21 protein-coding genes and 1 tRNA gene are annotated in these 20,355 nt (G+C 48.0%); 10 read left to right on the forward strand and 12 right to left on the reverse strand.

Translation table 11 applies throughout. The annotated features are described in order from the left end of the window. Window positions 1–634: 634 nt before the first annotated feature. The 4 genes from KIS29_09435 to KIS29_09450 form a co-directional block, all read right to left on the reverse strand. Window positions 635–1,675: a hypothetical protein gene (locus KIS29_09435; GenBank protein ID MBX8640542.1), complete on the reverse strand. Its 1,041-nt coding sequence runs from the start codon at window positions 1,673–1,675 to the stop codon at window positions 635–637. Between the two features lie 106 nt (window positions 1,676–1,781). Beyond that, window positions 1,782–2,330 (reverse strand): hypothetical protein, encoded by a 549-nt coding sequence (locus KIS29_09440; GenBank protein ID MBX8640543.1) that lies wholly within the window; start codon window positions 2,328–2,330, stop codon window positions 1,782–1,784. Window positions 2,331–2,735: 405 nt separating this feature from the next. Continuing rightward, a tRNA-Arg gene (locus KIS29_09445) sits at window positions 2,736–2,810 on the reverse strand. A 56-nt stretch (window positions 2,811–2,866) separates the two neighbouring features. Then, window positions 2,867–3,700 (reverse strand): peptidylprolyl isomerase, encoded by an 834-nt coding sequence (locus KIS29_09450; protein MBX8640544.1) that lies wholly within the window; start codon window positions 3,698–3,700, stop codon window positions 2,867–2,869. A gap of 210 nt (window positions 3,701–3,910) precedes the next feature. Between KIS29_09450 and KIS29_09455 the strand changes: the two genes are divergently transcribed. Beyond that, window positions 3,911–5,074: a hypothetical protein gene (locus KIS29_09455; protein ID MBX8640545.1), complete on the forward strand. Its 1,164-nt coding sequence runs from the start codon at window positions 3,911–3,913 to the stop codon at window positions 5,072–5,074. A gap of 126 nt (window positions 5,075–5,200) precedes the next feature. On the opposite strand, the gene KIS29_09460 is transcribed toward KIS29_09455, so the two are convergent. The 3 genes from KIS29_09460 to KIS29_09470 form a co-directional block, all read right to left on the reverse strand. Continuing rightward, window positions 5,201–6,052, reverse strand: coding sequence for an alpha/beta hydrolase (locus KIS29_09460; GenBank protein ID MBX8640546.1), 852 nt, complete (start codon window positions 6,050–6,052; stop codon window positions 5,201–5,203). Window positions 6,053–6,274: 222 nt separating this feature from the next. Continuing rightward, entirely contained in the window at window positions 6,275–6,529 is a 255-nt protein-coding gene (locus KIS29_09465) for a hypothetical protein (protein MBX8640547.1), read from the reverse strand. Between the two features lie 154 nt (window positions 6,530–6,683). Then, window positions 6,684–7,598, reverse strand: a complete 915-nt coding sequence (locus KIS29_09470; protein ID MBX8640548.1) for a dihydrodipicolinate synthase family protein — start codon at window positions 7,596–7,598, stop codon at window positions 6,684–6,686. Between the two features lie 102 nt (window positions 7,599–7,700). Here KIS29_09470 and KIS29_09475 point away from each other — a divergent pair, with 102 nt between their 5' ends. The 4 genes from KIS29_09475 (at window position 7,701) to KIS29_09490 (ending at window position 11,861) form a co-directional block, all read left to right on the forward strand. Beyond that, on the forward strand, window positions 7,701–8,816 hold the full coding sequence (locus KIS29_09475; GenBank protein MBX8640549.1) for an L-rhamnonate dehydratase: 1,116 nt from the start codon (window positions 7,701–7,703) through the stop codon (window positions 8,814–8,816). Window positions 8,817–8,883: 67 nt separating this feature from the next. Further along, entirely contained in the window at window positions 8,884–9,570 is a 687-nt protein-coding gene (locus KIS29_09480) for a hypothetical protein (GenBank protein MBX8640550.1), read from the forward strand. Between the two features lie 153 nt (window positions 9,571–9,723). Next, on the forward strand, window positions 9,724–11,061 hold the full coding sequence (locus KIS29_09485; GenBank protein ID MBX8640551.1) for an MFS transporter: 1,338 nt from the start codon (window positions 9,724–9,726) through the stop codon (window positions 11,059–11,061). A 62-nt stretch (window positions 11,062–11,123) separates the two neighbouring features. Then, complete coding sequence (locus KIS29_09490; GenBank protein ID MBX8640552.1) at window positions 11,124–11,861, forward strand: SDR family oxidoreductase; 738 nt, start codon at window positions 11,124–11,126, stop codon at window positions 11,859–11,861. A 41-nt stretch (window positions 11,862–11,902) separates the two neighbouring features. On the opposite strand, the gene KIS29_09495 is transcribed toward KIS29_09490, so the two are convergent. Then, window positions 11,903–12,208, reverse strand: coding sequence for an L-rhamnose mutarotase (locus tag KIS29_09495; GenBank protein ID MBX8640553.1), 306 nt, complete (start codon window positions 12,206–12,208; stop codon window positions 11,903–11,905). Window positions 12,209–12,248: 40 nt separating this feature from the next. After that, window positions 12,249–12,956, reverse strand: a complete 708-nt coding sequence (locus tag KIS29_09500; GenBank protein MBX8640554.1) for a helix-turn-helix domain-containing protein — start codon at window positions 12,954–12,956, stop codon at window positions 12,249–12,251. A gap of 211 nt (window positions 12,957–13,167) precedes the next feature. Here KIS29_09500 and KIS29_09505 point away from each other — a divergent pair, with 211 nt between their 5' ends. The 5 genes from KIS29_09505 (at window position 13,168) to KIS29_09525 (ending at window position 17,054) form a co-directional block, all read left to right on the forward strand. Continuing rightward, window positions 13,168–14,148, forward strand: coding sequence for an alcohol dehydrogenase catalytic domain-containing protein (locus tag KIS29_09505; protein ID MBX8640555.1), 981 nt, complete (start codon window positions 13,168–13,170; stop codon window positions 14,146–14,148). 66 nt (window positions 14,149–14,214) lie between these two features. Beyond that, the gene (locus KIS29_09510) at window positions 14,215–15,147 is read left to right on the forward strand and encodes a (Fe-S)-binding protein (GenBank protein ID MBX8640556.1); all 933 of its coding nucleotides are present in this window, start codon (window positions 14,215–14,217) and stop codon (window positions 15,145–15,147) included. Window positions 15,148–15,239: 92 nt separating this feature from the next. Further along, window positions 15,240–16,289, forward strand: coding sequence for a lactate utilization protein (locus tag KIS29_09515; protein ID MBX8640557.1), 1,050 nt, complete (start codon window positions 15,240–15,242; stop codon window positions 16,287–16,289). Window positions 16,290–16,399: 110 nt separating this feature from the next. Continuing rightward, on the forward strand, window positions 16,400–16,780 hold the full coding sequence (locus tag KIS29_09520; GenBank protein MBX8640558.1) for a hypothetical protein: 381 nt from the start codon (window positions 16,400–16,402) through the stop codon (window positions 16,778–16,780). 130 nt (window positions 16,781–16,910) lie between these two features. After that, window positions 16,911–17,054: a hypothetical protein gene (locus KIS29_09525; GenBank protein MBX8640559.1), complete on the forward strand. Its 144-nt coding sequence runs from the start codon at window positions 16,911–16,913 to the stop codon at window positions 17,052–17,054. Between the two features lie 572 nt (window positions 17,055–17,626). Here KIS29_09525 and KIS29_09530 read toward each other — a convergent pair. From KIS29_09530 to merA, 3 genes are all read right to left on the reverse strand, one after another. Further along, complete coding sequence (locus tag KIS29_09530) at window positions 17,627–18,310, reverse strand: hypothetical protein (protein ID MBX8640560.1); 684 nt, start codon at window positions 18,308–18,310, stop codon at window positions 17,627–17,629. 311 nt (window positions 18,311–18,621) lie between these two features. Beyond that, complete coding sequence (locus tag KIS29_09535) at window positions 18,622–18,819, reverse strand: hypothetical protein (protein ID MBX8640561.1); 198 nt, start codon at window positions 18,817–18,819, stop codon at window positions 18,622–18,624. An 89-nt stretch (window positions 18,820–18,908) separates the two neighbouring features. Next, window positions 18,909–20,351 (reverse strand): mercury(II) reductase, encoded by a 1,443-nt coding sequence (merA, locus tag KIS29_09540; protein MBX8640562.1) that lies wholly within the window; start codon window positions 20,349–20,351, stop codon window positions 18,909–18,911. Window positions 20,352–20,355: the final 4 nt, after the last annotated feature.

The raw sequence follows: 20,355 nt of genomic DNA on the forward strand, positions 1-20,355 counted from the left end.
GCTGACACTGCTCCTGCAAGAATGGAAGGTCGGTCATGTTTCAGAAGCTGATGTATCTGCGGCACTCATTGCCTAACCCTTTATGTCCGCCATAGGTCGACACATCCTCGTTCACGAATCCGACGAAGGGTGCAACATCAATGAAGGGATAAGAGATGCTAACTGTCACAAGCTCGGGAGAAGATCCTGAGTGGTAGGCGTTTTGATCCTCATCGACCAGAGGAAGCTCTACCTCGCGATGGGGGGAAAGTCAAAGGTTCGTCAATATGGCACTCTAGCTGGAGGCTCCATAGAAGGCGCGAGTATTTGAGGTGATAGAATTGCGTCAACACTCGTGGGTGCTCTTGGAACGGGTGCTGCAAGTAGGCAGAGTTCGGGCTGGAGGGGGACTGGAGCCAGAAGTATGAGGTGGAGGTCACCAATAGATTGCTGCCAGAGGGGAAGGAAGGAACATTGCTGCCGATAGGGATGCAGAGGATCTGAGTATAGTGTTATTTTTGCCTCAGTAACGAATCACCCTCACTGAGCGGGTATGAAGGGATCAACTCATTTGGTGCATTTGCTTCATTAACCGCACGCATGTCGCAACACAAGGAAATGGAGCGTTACTATGCACGGCACAACTTCGTTCTCCTTATTTCAATTCAGAAAGAATGTTTGTAAAGGAATGCACTTTGGAGGCCTCAAGTAAATCCTGCTCGGCTTCTTGGTAGGACGGATTGCGGATTACGTCTTTAAACTGGATAGTTTGCAGGATCCCGAATCTTGAATAATAGAGACCTAACATCGTCACCTTTGGAAATGAGTTATCTTCTTGCTGATGTTTGTTGGCTAATATTCCATAACCAACTAGTTGAGCCGCATATTTTCGTTGATCCATGGCCTTCACAGTTTTGATGTCAATCAAGAGAGAACCTGCTATCATATCGGCGTCGGCTCCACACATCAACCTTGAATAGTCCCTGAAGGATGGATTGAGCAAGGTGCGCTGCCCAAGATATGGGTCTAGGGTTGACCAAGGGACAATCTTCAGTAGGTTTCGCAGATCCTCGACATCTTCTTGGTCGACGTCATCAAGTGGTATATCCACGAATCCCGCACGAAAAATCGAATCTAACTTTGCAAGCTTCAACGAAGATTCGCAAAGCCTTTCAATCCATGACTCGTCCCTTGATTTCAGATATTTGTGCAAGATAGATTTCGTTTTCCCGACTAATGCATTCCCTTGCTTCCACAGGACGGGAATCAGCTTCGGAGGGATATTTCCATTCTTGTCTTTCAAAGCGGAGTTGCCGGTAATGACACGTGATTCGGTAGATCCTGTGATTCGCTCAATCTTCTTCAAATCAGAGGCTGTCAGACTAGGGCCGGTCTTCTTACCCAAAGCAGAACCGAGCAGTCTTGCTAACGCTGCTTCAGCAATCCAACCTCTTACTTCAACTGTGTATCGTTTCTGGATTTCAAACCTCAAAAGATAATCGAACGCCGTGCCTACTAACCCATAATGATTGGTTAGGGGCGGTGCAAGCAGGGCGTTATTCTTGGTTACGGCAGGTGTCAACTCTGGTAATAATAAACTCAGTTTTCGAGAAAGCGCGCTGTTACCTTTCAGGATTTTCGTTAGGCTCAAATTTCTACCTTGCTGAATGTAGACGATCATAATAAAGCTGGTCATTCAATTCATAAAGTAAACTATTCCACTTGTTGTAGGTGATTTCAATCAGGATCCCCTGTTTTTCAAAAAACGGGATCTTGCACATTTTGGGAAGTTTAATCGGACATTAATATCCGATGACAAGGATACCATTCAATGGTAATGCTATCCTGTTGCTCGCGTATAAAGTCTCGAAAAACGTAATCACCTTTTCAAAATCATGACTGTTTCTGTAAACTTTCCTGACGGCTATTACTAGGAACTCGACGTTTACCATGACACAAGCTTCGAAGAGGTCTTTAAGGAACTGATAGTTCGTCACGGCTCTCCCAGCCTCTATCTCTATAACTGTCTTCTTCACTTCGGCGAAAGCATCTGCATGAAACCACTTCTCGACTTGTCCATTTTTCCCGAACAAGACTGGAACACGGATTTTCCCATCAGTAGAAGAACTCTTCTCGACTTGGAACCCTGCCTGGATGAGACCCTTTGATATCTCCTTTAGAACAGCGTTACTATTCAGTTTGTTGGTCTCAGAACTAATTCTCTGTGAGGCATCTTGGAATGATCCTATTACTTGGGCTAAATGGTCAGGGAGCTTACTGGACAAAGGGAAAAATTGCCACTCAACTTGATTAGCTGGTCCCGTGGTTTTCGAAATCAAATTCTTCGCCATTAGGTACTTCCCTTCGGTTACCGGTTCTCTGATCCTGAGTGCTCTCTAAAGATGAGTCGACTTTAGGTGATCCTGAAACCGTGCTGATGCCGAAGGCCTGTATCCGATTGGAATGATTTCTAGTTTACCTGGCGGTGGAACTCTCAAGGAGGTTAAACGATCGGTTTCGTATCCCTTGCCAGGTGCCATCATAGAGGCACATTCCGAGTTTTCTTTTCCAACGGTAAGCTAACGATTAGAAATCTTCAGCTTGAATTCCTCACTTTCCTGCCGATAACGCCCTAAACCAGTATGTCTAGATCCTTTAACAGATGCCTATTGAGGCGTTGGTTGACGTAGCCGCAGTTATGCCTTTCGACTCGAAGAGGAAATCGAAGAAATAAACGGGCGCGCACCTGAACAGAGCGGGCGTGGTGGGATTCGAACCCACGACCACTTGCTTAGGAGGCAAGTGCCATATCCTGACTAGGCCACACGCCCTGCTGCAGGCCGGATGTTGCCTGTCATCCCGGCCATCACAGCATGTCCCGGGATTGCTAATTGCTCTTCTGTTCCTGGGTCTCACTTTTTGCTTCAGGCGCGCTTTCAACCGCTGTCTTTTCCTCCACTTCCCCTTCCTGCTTTTTCTCCGTGGCGGTCTCAGGCGTTGATTTTACATACTTTTCGATAAAATTCACTTCCTTCATTCCGGCGGATTCATATGCTTCAGCCACAAACCTGAGTTTCACATTCATCCATCTGGGGTCCAGCCTGCATGAGTCAGGCAGGACAACCGAGACCGAATCGCCGTTTATTGTTATTTCAAAGCCGGTGTCTGTTCCGTAATACATTTCGAGGAAGGCCCTCAGCTTCTCCTCCCTGTCCTCCACCTTCTTGATAATTTTGCATTTGTATTTCAGCGAATGGCCGGCGAGCGGATTATTGAAATCAACCCTGACCCTGCCAACGGTTACCTGGGTAATCCTTCCTACCCTGTCACCTATCCGGACATCCTCGCCGACCTTCGGCTCCACATTCATCCTTTCAAACTCCCTTACTGAATAAAGCCGCACAAGCGCCGGATCCCTGTTTCCCGCCGCTTCCTCCGGCCTGATGCTTACTTCAAACTCATCCCCGACGCCAGCAGAGACAATCGATTTTTCCAGACCCGGGAACAATCTGTTCTTTCCAACGATCTCATAGACCGGGCCGTATACTGTCTTGTCGTCGTATATCCCCTCCTTCCGGGCATTCTCCTTGCTTGTAGTCTGGAAAAGCTTCCCCGTTTCAGATATCCAGGCATCAAGTTCCAGCTGAACTATGTCGCCCTGTTTAATTGTGTCTCTGACTTCACCACTGCTTTCAGTTTTCACCTGGGCGTCTTCAGTCATTTATTACCACCGGCATTAATGTGATGGGATTACGGGTGCTGTTTTTAAAGCTTTTCAGTTTTGAAGCTCAGATTCGTGCACAGGGCACGCTTTGCGGCGTGGCTGAAGCGCCTGCTGAACGCGAAACGGCACCAGGCATGTCCTTAAATCGGGATATGTTCGACGGCTGTCAAATAATGTTTATAGACCCTCGTTTCAAATAAGCGGATTGTGAGGAATATGACTGGTCTAAGCAAAGCAGTGGCAATTTCGGTTGCGGCGCTGATGTTTCTCTCAGCGGCTTCATTCGCCATGGGTGACACACATCCGTCGCCTGCACCGTCAGTGCCAAAGATAGAAAACCACGACAATTCGATAATCGTATCGAACAGCAAGATAACCGTGTGGTTCCAGGACTTCAAGCCCATGCTGCATATATTCTACAGGAATCAGAGCAACAATACGGGTTTCACCATTGACGTCCGCGGTGTCTATGAATTGAACAGCACAGGCGTGCCTGTTGCGGTGCTTTCCACTGTCAGGGCATTCCCCGATATGGGAGACATGACACAGGGCGGAATGTTCAACTACAGCAGCGGCGTCGCTGTATCATACGACAACGCATCCCAGATGGTAAACATAACATTCAACCTGACTTCCGAAGAATTTGCGCTCGGCCCCATGCATCTGTTTAACGTCTCCGGCGGAAACGACAACAATAATGCTGCGATTGCGGCCGAAGACGGCACGATGCAGCCCGTTCATGGCATAGGCCAGGGCAGCATTTCAGTAGTCTTCCATGTCAACGAGTCTTCGGCGCATGTGAAGTTCGATCTGTTAGTGAACAAGTGGACATGGTTCAACAATACCGGCGACAAGCTTGCGCTTGCCGTTGCAGTTGTCGGGCACAACATCGTGAGAGACGCGCAGGGCAATGAGCCCTCCTCGGCCGGAACGCAGGTTGGAGACAACAGCCAGAACAACAATAACAACCAGAAGGACAGCGCTGTTGCGAATGCAAACGGCAATTCCGGCGCCAATCAGAACAACCACGGCAATGACAGAATCAACATCGACCAGAGCAGCTTCTCCGCACTGGGATTTATCTCATGGGGCAGTAGCGCCACAGCGACCTACAGCAACGGAACATCAGCGACCGTCAATGTGACGGCGAAGATGTTCAATCACGGCTTTGAAGAGGCAGGAATGACGCACATACTCTTCATATTCAGCACACCGGCCGGATGGAACACAAACTACAGCAAACTGGCATACGACCCGACCGTCGGGCTCGACAGCTCAATGACAACGATGGGTTACACACTCATCGGAGGAATAGCTGCAGCGGCAATCCTTGCCGGAGCGGCAGTTATCCTGATGATCCGCAGACGCTGAATCTTCAATGCTGTCTCTTTCAGAAAAACACTTCAAACCACTTAATTTCCTTTTATATAATCCGCTCTTCAAAACAGCTGTAACAGCTGTTCTGATTCGGGTGCATGCCATTCCGGGATTGTGCCGTTACCTTGCCATTCTGAGTGCAGATCTCAGCTCTGTCTCGAATTCATCGGGTCTGGAGAGGTTTATCAGATGGTCTGCCCCCGGGACAATGACCAGCCTGGAATCTGGAATTTCTCTGGATACGAGTTTTGCAAAGGGCAACGATGAAGGATTATCCCTGTCACCCACAAGGACTGTTGTCGGCGTATGAACCGCTTTCAGAAGAGGGTAGGCAGGCTTTCCCCTCTCAATGTGCTGCATGCTGTTTTCGGTGAATATCTCAGCCATGTTCTGCTCAACCATTTCTCTGAAGAGTTCCAGATTCCTTCCCGTAAGCTCCGGGCACCAGAGCCTGCGGAGCTTCTCCGATGCTTCGGATGCTCTCCCTTCCGACCAGGCCTGAGCTATTTCCTTTGATTTCGTTTCATCGTATTCGAAAGCCGGAAGATCTTCTTTGCTGAATGCCTCAAACGGTGTCCCGGACACACCCGGCGCTGCCAGGAAGAGCCCGCTCACCTCCTCCGGAAATTCAATTGCATAGCTTACTGCGAATCCGCCGCCCATGCTGCAGCCCACAAGGAAAGGTCTTTCGAGGCGCAAATGCTTTACGAGAGCCCTTATGTCTTCGACACAGGAGAATGGCGCGGAGGCAGGCGGCGATTGTCCGTATCCCCTCATGTCGAATCTGACAGTCTGATGGTCCCCAGCAAAGACGCTCATCTCGCGGTTCCACATCCTCCTGTCTGCAATCGCCGCATGTATGAAGAGAACGGGAGTGCCTCTGCCGGCCGTATCATATGCGATTTGTCCACCTCTCACCGCCAGTAGAGAATGCCCCATCCCTTTCTCTGATCCGTTCCCCTTTTCCGTCATTATACAGCAGGCACATCACCGATGTATTTTAACATATGAGGCAGCTCACCGATTTGCTAAGGAGTAGTGCCGTGAGAACCTGTCGGAAGACTACGGTATTCGTATTTCGAAACTGTCGATCTGAATCCCTGTGATATGGCATCATTGGTAAAAGAAATTATAGCTGTGGATCTTGCAATCTATGGACAGATTTCATGTAAAAGGCGCTTTTCTATCAGGTTTTTACAGTCCTTTGTTAGATGCTTGCAGTTTTTCACCGAGATAAACAGATCCCTGTATCCTCCAGGTGCATTCTATCATGTTTAGGAAACCGAAGTCCTCTGTGCTGATGCCTTTTGCCGAAAACCATGGGGCAGTGATAGCCTGTAGGTAAATGCCATGTGAATTCTTGGGTGACTTATCTCCACACGTGTTGTAGATGACATTCAACATCAGCTCGGGAATTGGAGACTGTAGCTCATTTTCATCCTGGTACAATCACGTCGATATCCGTTAAACCAGCCATTATGCTGTATTGTGTCTCTTGTAAAACAAACATAGGAAACTGGATGATTTTCATATACGTGTTAGTTTTTCCCGCTGAATGTTGGCATAGATGCACGCCTGGCAGTCGATGTCAGGAAAACATATTTCATAACCTCCCATAGCATGCCGGAAACACCCTATGTTTTAGTTCGGTAAGCTGTCGGTCTGTCAGAGGTATGCAAGGCAATCTAAGGCCAGAGTTTGCCACCACCCCTCTAAAAAGAAGAAGTTCCTTTTCAATCGCAACGAACTGATCGAAGTGGCCATTGATGAATTTGAAGTAGGGTTCAAGGTTAGACAAGATTTTTACTCCTCCATTCCTTTCACTGCGGAAGGCATCAAATGCTCTTACGAAGATGTCTGAAAATGAGAGACCTGGAATGGTTCCTGAGGCACCATTGTTCAACTCTTCGGCAAAATTTATTCCCAGTTTGCCTCCGAGAATGGAAACTTTTGAAGCGAAATTTCTGTGCAGCTGCCTTATAATCCGTGTAGCATTATTGCCTTCGATTTTAATTGCTGCAATATTCTGAGATTCAGCTAACACGTCCTTCAATTCCGCAACGCCGAGCGGCATCGCATTTTCAGTGTAAAACAGTTGCAGAATGACCGGGCAGGAGCACAAGTCGCAGAACTCCCTTATAAATCGAACTGTGGTTTCTTCGATCTCCTTTCTCATTGGATAGAAGTACGGCGGAGAAAGTATGACACCGCTAGCGCCATTGTTCACTGCATGCCTCGCAAGATCGACAGCCGGCTTTAATCCTGAGTGTGACACACCGATGAACACCGGCAGACGTCGATGCGCCGTTCCAATTGCCGCAGAGGCCACTCTCTTCCTTTCATTTTCATTCAACTTGTAAAATTCGCCTCCAATAACAAGAACTGCGAGACCGGAGACACCGCACTCAACGGCGAAGTTTATAGCCGACCGCAAATCTGAGTAGGATAATCCCCCTCTCTTTGTGAAAAATGTTGGCATAGCGGGAATGATGCCTCTAACCTTTCCATATCCGTTCAAACCGAACACAACCTTACAATATAATGGGAATTATGCGGTTAAAATTTATGACGAACAAATCCGGAAACTCTATTAAATACTGACAATTGGTGATCAAATGAAATGTCGAGAATTTCGAATATAAGCCTTACAGAATTCGAGGAGGTACGGCAACCGATATACCCTTATGTTAAACCAACAGACTACTACAAGCAATATCTTGGTGAAACTTCCCCTGTAGAAGCAGCTTTGCTCAGCAGAATATGTTTTGCAAGAATGACCACGGAGTCTGGTCTCAGTTCTTATTTGGCTGTTTCCGAACCTGTTGCAGATTTCATCTCTAACATATCAAGCAGCATAATCGGTTTCGATACAGCTGAAATATCCAAGGCATGGGATTATCTCTACAGAAAAACCCTACCACTGGGAAGGGCAGGTCTTGCGATGCATGCGATAAGCGCAATCAACCTTCTAATGTATGATCTGCTGGGTAAAGAGCTGAAAGTACCTGTTTACAAGCTTACTGGCGGTGCTACAAGGGATGCCATAAGGGCATATGCGAGCCATCTCCATCCGCTTCCCCCTAAGGAACTCCAGAAGGAGGCGCTGAAGTACGTGGAAGATGGCTATCGGACAATGAAAATGAGGTTCGCCGCGGGCCCTGCAGATCCTTTTGCAGTTGAAAAAAACATTGCGCTTGTCAAGACAATTCGCGACGCAATCGGCTATGAAGTGGAACTCGCTGGTGATGCTTGGATGTCATGGAACTATAACTTTGCAGTATTCATGATATCGCGTCTGGAAAAGTTTGAGATGAGGTGGGTTGAGGAGCCTCTGCTGCCTGACGATTTTGAGGGTTTTTCACGGCTTACTAAGTCTGTAGCAACACCAATTTCAGCGGGCGAGCATCATTATTACATCTATGATTTCAAAAAGCTTCTAGACAGCGGTGTTACGATACTCCAGCCCGATACCACTTGGGTTGGAGGCATGACAGCTATGTTGAAAATCGCTTCACTTGCCGAAACATATGGTGCATGGGTCATCCCACACTCCGGAAACATCTACAACCTTCATTTCATTTTCAGTCAATCGGAATCAGTAGCGCCCATGGCTGAATACCTCACAAAGTACAGAGAATGGATGGAACAGCATTCCAGTGGAATACCTGTTCCGGAGCTTGGATATATAAAACTTGATGAGAAACCTGGTTTCGGGGTCACTCATGACTTCAAATAAGGGAGAGTACCGTATCAGGGTCATAAAAACAGGCGAATCAGAAGTTCCCGCACCCGAAGTTTACTGGATGTCTTCGTGGGACAAGTGGGAGAAGCTATCCTTTCACATGCTTCTTGCATATAATGAAGATACGAATTTTCTGATTAATACAGGCCTTCCTGATGATCTAATGCTGAGAAATGCTGAAATGAGGAAGTTTGCTGGCGAAAGATGTATTTTCAAACAATTTGATGCTATTTCCGAACTTGAAAAAATAGGTTTTTCGCCTCGACAAATATCCAATGTATCATTTACCCCAATACAGGATTACACAGTGGGTGGCCTGAAGAGGTTCCCGGCGGCAAACATATTCATTCATCGACAGGGATGGGTCGACGACATACAGGCACCTATGTATTCCAAACATTTGCCGAGAAGTCTCTTCATACCGGACGACATACTGCAGTATATTGAATTTGAGGCTTGGGAAAGAGTCAGGTTCTTCGACTGCCCGAGGCTCGTAGAGCTGATAGAGGGTATTGATGTGATGTGGGTCGGTTGCCATCACAGATCCAGTCTCGCATTCGTAATCAGCACTAAAGAGGGAAAGGTCGTTTTTACCGATTGCGCCTTTAAAACGGCTAATATATCAAATATCCATCCGATTGGTATTGCCGAGAATATCTTTGAATGTATAGATGCCTACAAGGCGTTTCAGAAAATTGGAAGAGTTCTGCCTGCCTACGATCCATCTATTGATGGACTGGAAATTTAGAAAAATTCGCTTTGAGGTGAAGATGTCGTTATGTGGTGTTATTTCATCCATCTGCTTCAGCTCCGGGATGCGATACCGGAACTGTGCGGAACCCTGCTTTTATAACTCCAAGCGATTTATTTACAAGAGGGGACCGATATTACAGAGATAGATATAATTGACAATGCCAAGCTGAGTCGAAGGCACTATAGCTGGACTTTTATCGCATCTCTGGGCGATTTTCTAGATGCTGGCATGTTCGCTGGCACTGGCATTACGCTCCTGGCTCTCATTTCATATCTGCATCTGAACGTTTTTGAATCAGGTCTTCCAGCGCTCATAACTCTTCTGGGAACGGCTTTTGGCGCTCTGTTTTTCGGTCCTTTGGGGGACAAGTATGGTAGAAAGTATATCTATCAGCTGGATATGGTAATTTATGCCATTGCTTCCATTCTTTTGGCATTCACATTCAGTATCTATTGGGCATTGCCACTCTATGGACTTGTCGGAATAGCAGTGGGAGCAGATGTACCCACCTCGTGGTCGCTCATATCAGAATTCTCTCCCAAGAACCAGCGGGGAAAGCTGATGTCCATTACAAATGTGATGTGGTATGTTGCTGTTCTCGTCGAGCTCGCCATAGCCATCGCACTCTACAACACAGGAATGATACTTTTCAGAACAATCTGGCTCATGCTTGGAATAGTGGCAATAATTGCCTGGGTTCTGAGAAGGAGGCTTGCAGAGTCTCCAAGGTTTGACGTTCTCTCAGGACATGAAGACAGGGTAAAAAAGACAATATCAGAACTCGGAGAGACTCCGTCAGCTGCAGATACAGGAAGAAAAGCGTCTTACAAAAAGCATCGCTATGGGGAGTTGTTTACAAAGTATTGGAAGCCACTGGTGTTTGCTTGGTTTCTTTACCTTATGTGGGGAATTCCAGCCTCAACATATGGCGAATTCTTTCCGTATATATTCAGCTCTCTGCATCTTGTGAGCACCCAGGTCGTATTTGCGTTCGAAGCGATCTATTTTGGCTCTGCAATAGTGCCCGGTTTGCTTATCTACGCATATCTCTCTGACAGAGTTGGAAGGGTTCCCCTGTATCTTACAAGTGCCATTATGTGCTCTCTTTCGTTTTTCCTTCTTGTATACCCGCCATTTCTGACAAATGTGCCGGTGCTCCTTCTCTCTTTCCTTCTGTTCGGTATAGGTCAGGGTATCGGTGTCTGGCCGGTTACTAGGCTCCTCTCACTGGAACACTTCCCGACGAGTGTCAGGAATTCCGGGCAGGGCTTTGTCTGGTTCACGATGAGGTTTGAGGCTGCAATATTCGGTCTGTTTACACCTCTTATAGTCGCCGTAAGTGTCACATATATAGGATGGATAGCGGGTATATTTTTCCTTGCAGCAATAATAGTTGTTGCCGCAGTGTCGCGCACCAACCCGTCATTTGTCGGAACCGAAAGAAAATCACTAGAAACTACATCCAACGAACAGTTTTCTAAATGAAATCCGATGAGCGACAAGGAAGCCACATGAAGAACGTCCTATCTTTCAAAGGAAAGAATGCCATGGTCACCGGTGGGTCAAGGGGCATAGGTCACGCTATTGCGCTTGGTCTTGCCAGCAGGGGTGCTAATGTCTGTATTTCTTATTCGAAGAGCGACGGTGCCGCAAAAGAAACAGTGGAGTCGATGTCCCGTTATGGTGTGAACGCCGTTTCATATAAGATTGATCAGAACAATATCGAGGAGATCCCGGGGCTGTTCAGATTTGCAGAAAAGAATATCGGTGATATCAACATACTTGTCAATAATGCAGGCATCTGTCCGTTCAAAGATTTTTTTGAAATAGACAGGGAACTGCTGGAAAGCGTATGGCGTGTAAACTTCGAGAGTCATTTCATACTCACGCAGCTTGTCTCAGAGAGAATGATTGAAGATAAGATAGAAGGCAGAATACTGTTTATAAGTTCGATAAGTTCAAGGGTAGGTGGTGAATTTCAGACACACTACACACCGACAAAATCTGCAATCAACGGCCTTGTTCATTCGCTTTCAATAGTCCTTGGAAAAAACAGGATACTGGTAAATTCGCTGGAGCCTGGAACAATTCTGACAGACATAAACAGGGAAGACCTATCCAACAGGGCAAAGAGGAAATATATGGAAAAGAGGGTGGCTATTGGCAGGATAGGAAGGCCGGAGGATATGGTCTGGCCCGCTCTCTTCCTTGTTTCCGACGAGAACACATATGTGACTGGAACTGAACTGCTCGCTGATGGCGGAATGCTTGTGAATCTTCAATGATCGCTGCTTCTTATGCCGAACTCACATTGTGCTACAAAAATTCAGTCTAATCTGTAAATTTCACGCAACCCTTCCGAAATCCGATCGTCAGAAGGTGTCTCAAGCACTTCCGACATGTGGTTCTGCCAGTCAGCATTTATTCTGCTATCTCTCAGAAACTTCAGTGTCTCATTTATGTCATTACATTCCCAGTATCCAAATACATCCAGACCGTCGATGTAGATCGAATAATTTCTTATACCCGATCTCTTCAGCTCATCAATCATCGAAGGCCATACGTTCCTGTGCCTTGCGACGTATTCCGTCTCCATATTTTTCCTTATCTTTAGATGAAAGGCATATCTCATCTTTACTTCCACCCTTTTGTTTCGCATATTCACTTTCTTTTCAGCATTCAACTGAATTTTCATACATCCATTTAGCAAGTAATTTATTCTCCGCCCTCCTGAGGTATTCCTGAAGGGTGGATTTTGAAAGATTTAGCATCGTGCACATATCCTCCAGATGAAAAGTTCTTGGTATTGCATAGTAACCAAGGCGGAATGCCATGATGAGTGCATCACGTTCGGCATCCGTAAGGTCAAGCACCACTGGCGCCTGCTCGCTCACGTGAGCGTTCGAGAGCCTGTAATAAGAAAGGGTTCCCAGACAGCTGAGATCGCTGTAAAGCCTGTTCACCTCACTTTTTGGAATCACAGCCGTTATGTGCTCAACGTCTCCTGAAATCAGGTCATTCTGATAAATGGAGGAGTGTTCATAAAGAAGGGATGAAACCATTCCGTCATAAACTTCCCTGAATGTTACTTTGAACAACTTGCGCTGATAGTTAACGGGCGCAATCTCCAGTATTTCCGTGATTTTTTTTGATCTTTTGAAGGAGCGTAGAAATCTTTTGACCGCATCAAGGCTCACGCTCTTCACCTCGATAACCCCAAGTATGCAATTCTTCTCCTTAAACGGCTTACTTATGAGCGTGTGCACCTTTACTGTATTCTCTCCTGTTAATTCCGTCCAGCAACCTTCGTGCTTTATCCCGAAGCGCACAGTGGCGAAGTAGGTTCCAGACTGCGTCTTAAGTTCCATTGCTGCCCCCATTATCCGCATGGTGATTCAACGGTTAACTTCTTTTCGCCTTTGGTAGCGGTTTTAGGACTATAAAGTCAGCATGCCTGATTTTCTGAGGAAAGGTGTGGAAGTCACACTTGTAGCCAGCCCGGAACTGTACGGACAAACGTTATTGAACAACCGGATTATGAAGTTATAGGTGATAGAGTTGAAGTCACTCCTGTGGGCAGACATAGGTCGCATTAAGGTTACCGAATCTGAGAAACCGCATCCGCGTAATGGCGACTTACTGGTTAAGGTGAAATATTGTGGTATATGCGGTTCTGAATTGTCTGCATACACAGGGCATAATGAATTGAGAAAGCCTCCAAGCGTAATGGGTCATGAATTTTCAGGGTACATCGTTGAGACAGGTGACAATTCACTCGAATGGATGATAGGCAGACTTGTGACAGTCAATCCTCTCGTGACATGCGGCAGGTGCAGGTACTGTGCGAACGGCGACAGGCAGCTCTGTCCGGAAAGAAAGATAATCGGCATAAACTTCAATGGAGGCTTTGACCAGTATGTTTCTGTTCCTTCCTACGCTGTGCATGAAGTGAACGATGCCCTATATGGTTCGCTGACCGAGCCACTCGCATGTGCTGTAAGAGCTGTAAGGCAGGCAAATGTTTCAGTAGGGGACTATGTCCTAATTGCTGGAGCCGGAACCATCGGGCTCCTCTCTGCCAGGATGGCGCTTGTGTCAGGGGCGTCGGAGGTTGTAATGGTTGAGACAAACAGTTTTCGCAGGGAACTGTCGTTGAAGTACGGAGTCACCGCTGCCTTGATTCCAGAAATGGTTGAGGAACATTTAGACAGGGCAGGAAACAAAATTGGATTTGACAGGGCGATAGATGCCGTAGGGTACAATGCAACCAGGAATCTGCTTGTAAGGCACGTGAGAAGAGGTGGGACAGTATCACTCCTTGGGCTTCATGAGAATAGGATGGATCTAGATGGAAACAATGTGGTGAGAAGTGAGACAGGCATTTCAGGCTCATTTTGTTACAGTAATGAAGATTTCAGAGTGGCGGTTGACTTCATAAACAGGGGACAGCTGAGGGGTGCAGAAAAGTGGTTTGAAGTCAGGGGTGCTGGAACAGCGGATGAGAGCTTTAAGGATCTGCTTAAGACAGACTGCAAAGTGTCCAAAATAATTCTCGATATGGAAGATATATAGGTGCCAAATGAGAACGTAAAATGTAATGCCGTCGATACATGTGATTAATACAGCAGGAAAAATCGTATGAGTGAAAGAATTGATATTGACCCCAGGAAGACGAAAAATCAGCTTATGACCATCAGAAAAACCGTTTTTGAAAATCTTATGGATGACTTTGTCCCATTTCCTATTAACAGAAAATTATGTTCCGAATGGGCGAGAAGACTGAATATTCCCATGAAGGGGGAAGTGATACTTTACACTTCATATATGTACCAGCTTGCCAGTCTTTTCCATCAATATGAGAGTATAATTGCAAGGGTTGGAAAGCTCGCTGGTGTGAAGGCACTCTCCCGTATTGGCACGCTGGTTGTCAGAACGGACAGAGATGAGATTGAGCGCGCAGGAAATATACTGTCCAAAATTTCCAGTCTGCTGACGGAAGCTGGCGTTGATTTTTCCTATCTTTATGAAGAGGAGCCATACAGCGGAGCTATACTTCTGGAACTTGGGATGATTCAGGAATTCCGTTCGTACGGAGAGAAACTTTCCAGTTTCCTTGCGTCTAGGGGAATAACAACGGTTATTACGGTTGACCCTCACACACTAAATGCACTTTCCAGACTCAAGGAAATGTCACTTCTTGAAGCCGAAGTCAAAAGTTACCTTGATCTCATTAAAGTCCATAGCCTCAGTGGCACAAGCAAAACTTACGTCTTCCATGACTCGTGCCTCTATTCACGCTATCTCGGAAGAAGGGAAATTATAAGAAAACATCTGATTGATGCAGGTATGGATTTGAAAGAGGATGACGTAGTTACTGGATTGCGAACATCGATGTGTTGCGGAGCACCGGTGGGTTCGGTAAATCCTGCACTCAGCAACAAAGTAGCAGAGGTGCGCGCTAACTCCCTTAAACGTGTTTCTGGGAAAATACTCGTCGCGTGCCCCCTTTGCTATCAGAATCTATCAAAGCATGCAGATGGCATCATGGATATAATGGAAGTGATCATCTGACTTCTGAATGGGAAAAAGCAGTCGACCGCGCTATAAATAACAATGTCCGAAGTGTGAATAGGATACTGTCCAGTTTCAGCGATTTGAGCTCTATGGCAGATGAACTCAGGACAGCAAAACTTGAGGTACTGGACAACCTAGAGCATTATATTGAGCTGACAATAAAATCTGTCGAAGCCTCCGGAGGCAAGGCTTATCTTGCGAGAACCAGAGAGGATGCAGTAAAGCTGGTTACAGACCTTGTAGGGGAAAGGAAAAAAATCGTTCTGTCCAAGTCCAACGTCATGCTGGAAATAGGAATAAGAGAAAGGCTGGAATCCTCAGGCAAGGATGTTTGGGAAACAGATCTTGGTGAATTCATTGTCCAGATCGCAGAAGACTCCCCGTCACACATTGTTGCACCTGCATTGCACTTCACACGGCAGGCGATTGGTAGGCTGTTAAACGAAAAGATTGACAGATCGATCAATGAAAACTCATCGACTGAGATGATGGTTTCAACGGTCCGTGAATTTCTCCTGCAGAAGTATCTGAAGGCAGAGGTGGGTCTCACTGGTGCCAACTCAGTTGCTGCAGACACAGGATCTGTTGCTCTTCTTGAGAATGAGGGCAACATACGCATGGTCACGGTCCTTCCCCAGATGCATATCGCTGTGACAGGAATTGACAAGATACTACCATCGCTCAAAATGGCGATGATGGAAACACTCGTCCAGTCAGCATATGGTGGTCTTTATCCCCCAAGCTATATCAACATAACATCGGGTCCGAGTTCAACGGCAGATATAGAGCTGCATAGAGTCAGCCCTGCCACGGGTCCCAAGGAGTTTCATCTGGTTCTAGTGGATAATGGCAGGTCTGAGGCAAATCTGGACCCCGAGCTCAGGGAGGCACTTCTGTGCATAAAGTGCGGGCGGTGCTATTTCTCATGCCCCGTTTACAGGGTACTGGGCAAGGACTGGATAACCCCTCCATATGGCGGGCCTACAGGCGCTATGTGGACAGCCATTGTCAACAGGGACATTTTTCCGGCCAACCTCTGCACGCACTCCGGCGGATGTAAGGAGGTTTGCCCCGTCGGTATAAACATCCCTCGCATCCTCGAGCATATCAAGGAACTTGGTTTCAGCAACCAGGGTTGACGCAACATGTGCTTCCGTTCAAATTTGTTCGCTCGTCCGTTAAGTGCAGACTGCAAATGTCTGCACCACTGCACGCCGGGATACCATTCATTTCCGTCCCATGAAAGTCCGTGGCTGGTCAGCTTCGGAGAATTCTGCCGCTGGCGGGCAGGATAATGCCTGCTGTTGTTTTGACGGTTGTGGTTTCGCCTGCGCCGGACTTCTACATCAGGTGCGAGAAAGTGAGATGCGGGATGATGGAAAAGGCGGACATGCAGGGACAGAGGAGGGGCAACGCACCGAGGAGGCTGCTCGTCCTGCTCAACAGACTCCATCCGCCGCCGAAGTCACTCGGCTCCATTCAATCCGACGCGGAAGCACTCCTCGAGAGGATGGAGTGGTTTGACCGCACGAGACGTGTGCTCAGGTATCGCAACGGACCCATACCCCTGAGCACGAAGCACACGCTTTCCGACACTGAGCTGGAGAAGGGAAGGAGGAGGCTCGACTGACTTCACTCGATGATTGGAAGAGAACTGGGCATCGGCGGTGGTGCAAAAAGGTGTGAATTCCACAGGGTGCTGTGCTCAATAGACAGCGACCTCATGGAAAGGATGGATAAGCTGTTGGCACCCAATGTGATTGTACAATCGGAGTGCGGACAGGTCATCAGGCGGCTGCGCAGGCACAGCAGGAGGGATCACGGGCAATGCACATGTCGACGACCATGTTCAGAACAAAAGACCCGGCATGCTGCTCCTCGACAATCTGAAGAACGGAGTCTAAGTCAGGGAGGTAAATGGTTCCATCCCGAACCTGCCGAAGCGTTTCTCAACTGTCTCGCAGAAGTCGCTGAATAATGCAAAAAATATTCTGCAGTGTTCAGGCACAAATGAATAGGAACAACCGCCTATTGCCACAATAGGAAGATTCTGGTCAAAACTGGCCGGCAGTTATCTATTGTCACAATAGCAGAATAGCACCCATATTCGCTGATCCCGCCATTTAAGTTGATATTGCAAATCCGGCATTGCAAGCTCCATATGGCCGGAGCAGAGTTTTGCGGAAAAATGCGTATGACGTATGAGACGCAGCCGTGCCGGAGTAAAAACAATTCGTATCTGTTGATGTATCTGTTAACGTAAATAGATTTGCCGGAAAGGCGCGCCCTGTCCGACTCTGTCCCTCCCTCTGCGGCACATTAGGGGCACTCGGGGCACTCAGGCTCCTTTCAGTTTCCACCTCATCCGTCAGTTAGACAAAGCCTGGGCAGAATTTCTTCCATGCCTTTCGGGCAGGGTGTGACAATATGCGGGAAGTCTGATGGTCCGGCAGCCGTATAACGGACCGGCCGGTACTCAGCTGCAGCAGACAGCTGATTCCAGTTTTCTGTATGAATAGACGGCTGAAAAAAGCATCAGCAGCGTGAATGCGATATTGTCCAGGATCTGATAGGTGTATGACAGTGCATAGAGTGCGCCGGTCTGTGACAGTGAAAGGTGAAAGAGCGACACCGCTGCGATCAGTCCGAACGGAGCATAGCAGCAGCTGCCGCTGAATACTGCAGGTATGACTGATGCGAGACTGGCCATGCCGCTTCTGCCCGAGGATCTCCGGCGGCGGATAAGCCCTGCAAATATCAGCATGTTGACGGCAAAGAGCAGCGACAGCACCGTCGAGAAGAATAACGGCCCAATGAGGAGACTGAGCATGAGGTTAGGCGTGACGAACCAGAGCAGGCCGGATTCGTAGACGTTTGCGGGATACTGCCAGTATGCAAGGAAGTTGACAACGATCGGATTCGTTCCTCCCGCCGAGATAACCTGCGAAAGCGCATTGTAGCTGAAGTACGCAATGATGCCTGTGCTCATAGCATAGAGGAGCCAGTAACCGGCCAGTGAAGCCAGGAAAAGGATCCTGCCGCCGGCAGTCCTCAGGGAGTGATGCACGAATGCGCGCAACATGCGCATTGTGTCCACTGCCTTTATCCTCCCCGCATCACGGGTGAATGCTGTCCCTGAAACCGTGTTGCCCGCAGACATGGTCAGTCAGACCCGCCTGTTTCCGTATCTCTAACTGTGCAATATGTCTTTGGCATCTTCAGCAGATTTAATTTAAATCCGGCATTAGTCCGACGGCCATCAAATCGGCGCATAAACCGGCGGACACCGCAGTTATTCCGAGACACAGACCACCTCTGCTCCATTTTAACGATATGTTCTGCGTTATCGGCCGTCCCGGGCTGCGTGGCATTGTATCCTTTCAGTGTGGAACACTTCTGTTTCATATCAGCCCCCGCCGCAATGAATATCAGTTTTAAATCCGGTTTCAGGCAGGTTCAGTCTGCACCCGGTCATTTTTCGCCGTTCCTGTTCTTATTCACGAAGATGGAAAGAATCAGCGGGATTGCACAGCAACCGAACAGAGCGATCACAACAGCTACAGTACCAAGAGCAGCGCCGAACCCGGCGGCGTAATTACGGCCGGCAACAAAGAGCAGAGCGAGAAAAACCAGTATTGCGGCAGCAATCGTCAAGTACCTTGCCCTCATTAAAAACCACCATACTGCCAGTCCGCCATTTTATTTCCCTGCTTCCCCATTTATCGCCGTTAATGCCGTGGCCTGATTTTTGTCACATTTCACTCCACGCAGCAGCTCATTGTTTCCACATCTCTCACGAACGCCTGAGATGCAATCTTGATGCTCTCTGCAAGCGTAGGGAACACGTGTGTTGTGTTGATTATGTCGTCGTACGTCAAACCCAGTTTGACCGCTGTTGCCGCCTCCATTATGTATTCGGTTGCCAGTGGTGCAAGAATCTGAGCTCCGACAATCTTGTTGTTCGAGGGATTTGCCACCAGCTTTACCAGCCCCTCTGTATCATTGAGTATTCCTGCCTTCGGAACGCGATCAAGACTCAGCGAGCTGACCGAACATGAGCCAAGCATTCTCGTGACCTCCTCCTCGGTAAGCCCGACAGCCGCTATCTGCGGATTTGTGAACACGGCCCATGGTACTGCCGCATAGTCTATCTGCATCGGGTGACCGAGCATGTTGCTTGCAGCCACCACTCCTTCGCGCCCGGCCAGCGTTTCAAGCATCAGCTTCTTCGAAATACAGTCGCCCGCGGCATATATGGAGGAATTCGTAGTCCGCATTGAGCTGTCGGTCCTTATGAAACCGCGGCTGTCGGTTGCAACCTTTGCAGCTTCCAGATTGAGAAGTTCCGTGTTCGGAGCTCTGCCTGTTGCCACAAGCAGCGCATCGCTGCGCACCTCACTCCTGCCCGCTGCAGTAATGACCTCCGTTATCTGTTCATCGCCCTTCTTTTTCACCCTGTTGATCCTTGCTTTGATGTAGAATTTCATCCCCTCGCTCTCGAGCCTTCTCTGCAATAGTTCAGAAATATCGCCATCCGCCTGGGACATTATCCTCGGCATGGATTCCACGACGGAGACCTCCGTTCCAAAGTGGCTGAAGGCCTGACCGAGCTCGAGACCTATCGCACCGCCGCCTATAACCGTAAGCCTGTCCGGTCTTTCATTCAGATTCCACACTGTATCGCTTGTAAGGTAGTCCACTGCATCCAGTCCCTCGATCGGCGGCGCAGTCGGTCTTGATCCCGTTGCAACAAGTATCCTGTCCGCGGCGTATGTTACGCCACTGTGTCCGTCATTGCCATTCGCTTGGGAAATTATTTCCACTTCGCCAGAGGATACGAATCTAGCCTTCCCCTCGAATACAGAAACGTTCGGATAACCGTCTATTACTGTTTCATACTTGTCCCGTCTCTGTTCCTTTACCAGCTCCCTCAACCCGGACATCATACTGCCGAAGTCAAGTTTTGGATGCGTCTTCCCTATGCCGGTGAACGAGGGATGGGCAGGGTAATACAGGCTGTGGGAAGCCTCAAGAAGGTATTTGGAAGGCACGCACCCGACGTTGACGCAGGTTCCGCCCATCGGGCCGCTCCCAATCATTGCTATGCTGTCCTCGCCCCCGGATATCTCGGTGAGTTTAATGGCAGCAGAAAAAGCCGCAGCACCCCGGCCAATTATGATGTCATCGAATTTTTGGGTCATTGTT

It is taken from the genome of Candidatus Sysuiplasma jiujiangense (genome assembly GCA_019721075.1).
In the GTDB taxonomy this organism is placed as follows: domain Archaea; phylum Thermoplasmatota; class Thermoplasmata; order Sysuiplasmatales; family Sysuiplasmataceae; genus Sysuiplasma; species Sysuiplasma jiujiangense.

Bases quoted from the DNA above. Each gene is read 5' to 3' on its own strand.
- KIS29_09440 (MBX8640543.1), bottom strand. From the start codon at position 2,330: ATGGCGAAGAATTTGATTTCGAAAACCACGGGACCAGCTAATCAAGTT.
- merA (MBX8640562.1), bottom strand. From the start codon at position 20,351: ATGACCCAAAAATTCGATGACATCATAATTGGCCGGGGTGCTGCGGCT.
- KIS29_09480 (MBX8640550.1), top strand. From the start codon at position 8,884: ATGTCTTCGTGGGACAAGTGGGAGAAGCTATCCTTTCACATGCTTCTT.
- KIS29_09450 (MBX8640544.1), bottom strand. From the start codon at position 3,700: ATGACTGAAGACGCCCAGGTGAAAACTGAAAGCAGTGGTGAAGTCAGA.
- KIS29_09500 (MBX8640554.1), bottom strand. From the start codon at position 12,956: ATGGGGGCAGCAATGGAACTTAAGACGCAGTCTGGAACCTACTTCGCC.
- KIS29_09515 (MBX8640557.1), top strand. From the start codon at position 15,240: ATGGCAGATGAACTCAGGACAGCAAAACTTGAGGTACTGGACAACCTA.
- KIS29_09510 (MBX8640556.1), top strand. From the start codon at position 14,215: ATGAGTGAAAGAATTGATATTGACCCCAGGAAGACGAAAAATCAGCTT.
- KIS29_09495 (MBX8640553.1), bottom strand. From the start codon at position 12,208: ATGAGATATGCCTTTCATCTAAAGATAAGGAAAAATATGGAGACGGAA.
- KIS29_09490 (MBX8640552.1), top strand. From the start codon at position 11,124: ATGGTCACCGGTGGGTCAAGGGGCATAGGTCACGCTATTGCGCTTGGT.
- KIS29_09435 (MBX8640542.1), bottom strand. From the start codon at position 1,675: ATGACCAGCTTTATTATGATCGTCTACATTCAGCAAGGTAGAAATTTG.
- KIS29_09460 (MBX8640546.1), bottom strand. From the start codon at position 6,052: ATGACGGAAAAGGGGAACGGATCAGAGAAAGGGATGGGGCATTCTCTA.
- KIS29_09475 (MBX8640549.1), top strand. From the start codon at position 7,701: ATGTCGAGAATTTCGAATATAAGCCTTACAGAATTCGAGGAGGTACGG.
- KIS29_09535 (MBX8640561.1), bottom strand. From the start codon at position 18,819: ATGAGGGCAAGGTACTTGACGATTGCTGCCGCAATACTGGTTTTTCTC.
- KIS29_09530 (MBX8640560.1), bottom strand. From the start codon at position 18,310: ATGTCTGCGGGCAACACGGTTTCAGGGACAGCATTCACCCGTGATGCG.